This window comes from Acidiferrobacteraceae bacterium, from assembly GCA_037388825.1.
Taxonomy (GTDB): domain Bacteria; phylum Pseudomonadota; class Gammaproteobacteria; order Acidiferrobacterales; family JAJDNE01; genus JARRJV01.
In genome coordinates this window covers 1-2,545 of sequence record JARRJV010000129.1, presented here as the reverse complement: position 1 = coordinate 2,545, position 2,545 = coordinate 1, and the positions used below count along the sequence as shown (strand labels likewise).

The window sequence follows — 2,545 nt, the reverse complement described above, 5'->3', positions numbered from 1 at the left end:
TTTGCGGTGCGTACCACCCGTGCGCCCTGGCGAGGAATCTCGCGGAGCGTACCGATCTCAATCCAGCCCCCGGTGTCGTTCTGTGCCACCGTCTGCATTTGACTACTCTGTTCCTCGTTTGCCATGACTATCCGACCAGTTTGAGGGGTGTGTACTCGTGGGCATCCACGCCCTGGGCGCGCTCGGCCCACGGGTCAGCCTGGGAGAAGCGCTGCGCATCGTAGAAACGCTCGGCCGCCTCGCGCCGACTGTCGGCATCTTCCACTACACGTTCTTTTGCGTAGCCCAATCCGACCCGCTCCACCCAGGGGGCGGTGCGCTCAAGGTAGCGCGCCTCTTCACGATAGATCTGCAGGAAGGCAGCGCAGTACTCCAGTACCTCCTCCGGCGTCTTGACGTTGCACAGGAAGTCCGTGGCACGCACCTTGACCCCGCCGTTGCCGCCGACGTGCAGTTCGTAGCCCGAATCCACGCACACGACGCCAAAATCCTTGATGGTGGCCTCGGCACAATTGCGCGGGCATCCAGAGACTGCCATCTTCACCTTGTGTGGCATCCAGGCGCCCCAGGCCATCTTCTCGAGGGCAATGCCCATGGCGGTGGAATCCTGGGTTCCGAAGCGGCACCAGTCAGAACCGACGCAGGTCTTGCAGGTACGGATCGCCTTGCCGTAGGCATGACCGGAAACAAAACCCGCCTTCGACAGCTCGCCCCAGATTCCGGGGAGCTGCTCCTTGCGAAGACCGAGGAAATCGATGCGTTGGCCACCGGTGATATGGACCGTGGGTACATCGAAATTCTCGGCAATCTGCGCCAAGGCACGAAGCTGCGTCGGCGTGGTCTCGCCACCCCAGATGCGCGGAACCACGGAATAGGTACCGTCTTTCTGGATGTTGGCGTGCACGCGCTCGTTGATGAAGCGTGCCTGATTGTCGTCCACGTATTCGCCCGGCCACGCCGTCAATAAATAGAAATTCAATGCCGGCCGGCACTTGTTGCAACCATCGGGGGTTTGCCAGGACATCTCGTCCATTACGGCATGGATCGTCTTGAGTTCGCGTGTCGCGATTGCCGTGCGCACCTCATCATGGGTGTGCTCGGTGCATGGGCACATGGGCGTCTTCTTCGGCGTCGTCGAATAGTCGCCGCCCAGGGTCGACGCGATCAGCCCTTCCACCAGGCCGGTACAGGAGCCGCAGGAATTCGAGGCCTTGGTGTGGGCACGCACTTCATCCAGGGTGAAAAGCTTCTTGGAAGTGATCGCCTCCACAATCTTGCCCTTGCACACACCGTTGCAGCCGCAGATCTCGGCATCATCAGGCAAGGCCGCCACCCGTGATGTGATGTCGCCGTGTCCCGAGTCGCCCAGGTGGGCCTGGCCATGCAACAGGCGTGCACGCAGATCGCTCACATCGGTCTCCTCGCGCATGAGCTGGAAGTACCATGAGCCATCTACGGTGTCGCCGTAGAGCACCGCGCCGAGCAGACGGTTGTTCGCCAGCACCAGCTTCTTGTATACGCCCGCGGCCATATCCTGCATAACGATCTCCTCGGTGGTGTCGTTGCCGAGGAAATCGCCGGCGGAGAACAGGTCGATGCCCGTAACCTTGAGCTTGCTCGAAATCATGGAACCCTCGTAGCGAGCGATCCCGTAGTACGCCAGGTGGTTGGCGCATACCTTGGCCTGTTCGAACAGCGGCGCCACCAGACCGTAGGTCCGGCCCCGGTGCTGCACGCATTCGCCGACCGCGTATACGCGCGGGTCGTAGGTCTGCATGGTGTCATTGACCACGATGCCGCGATCGCAGTACAGGCCGGCGGATTTCGCCAGCTCTATATTGGGGCGAATGCCCACCGCCATGACTATGAGGTCGGCGGTCAATTCGCGTCCGTCCTTGAGGCGCACTCCCTGCACCCGTTTCTTGCCGAAGATTTCTCCCGTCTGACCGGCCGTGATGAACTCCATCCCCCTCTCCTCCAGCGAGCGGCGCAGCATCTTCGCCGCAGCAGTGTCCAGCTGCCGTTCCATAAGGATGTCCGGGAGATGCACGACCGTGACCTTCATGCCCTGCTTCATCAGGCCGTTGGCGGACTCCAGGCCGAGCAGTCCGCCGCCAATGACAACGGCATGGCGATAGTGTGTCGCCGCCTGCAGCATGGTGTCCACGTCGGCGAGATCGCGGAATCCGATGACACCGGGCAAATCGCTGCCGGGTACCGGCAGGCGGAAAGGAACCGAACCAGTGGCGACAAGCAGTCGATCATAGGGCGCCTCGATGCCGTCCTTCGCCACCACCTTGCGGCCGGCGCGGTCGATTTGTACGACCTCGTTGCCTTTGTGCAGGGTGATGCCGTAGTCCGTGTACCAGGACTCTTCGTTCAGGATAATGTCCTCGAACCGTTTCTCGCCTGCCAGCACCGGCGAGAGCAGGATGCGATTGTAGTTGACGTGGGGCTCGGCGCCGAAGACCGTGATGTGGTAACGGTCCGGCGCCAGCTCCAGCAACTCCTCTACCGCACGCATCCCGGCCATGCCGTTGCCGTT

1 protein-coding gene is annotated in these 2,545 nt (G+C 61.8%); it reads right to left on the bottom strand.

Annotation, left to right across the window (positions count from 1 at the left end; translation table 11 throughout):
* Positions 1-127: 127 nt before the first annotated feature.
* The coding region (nirB, locus tag P8X48_13265; protein MEJ2108272.1) for a nitrite reductase large subunit NirB at positions 128-2,545 on the bottom strand (2,418 nt) is incomplete at its 5' end.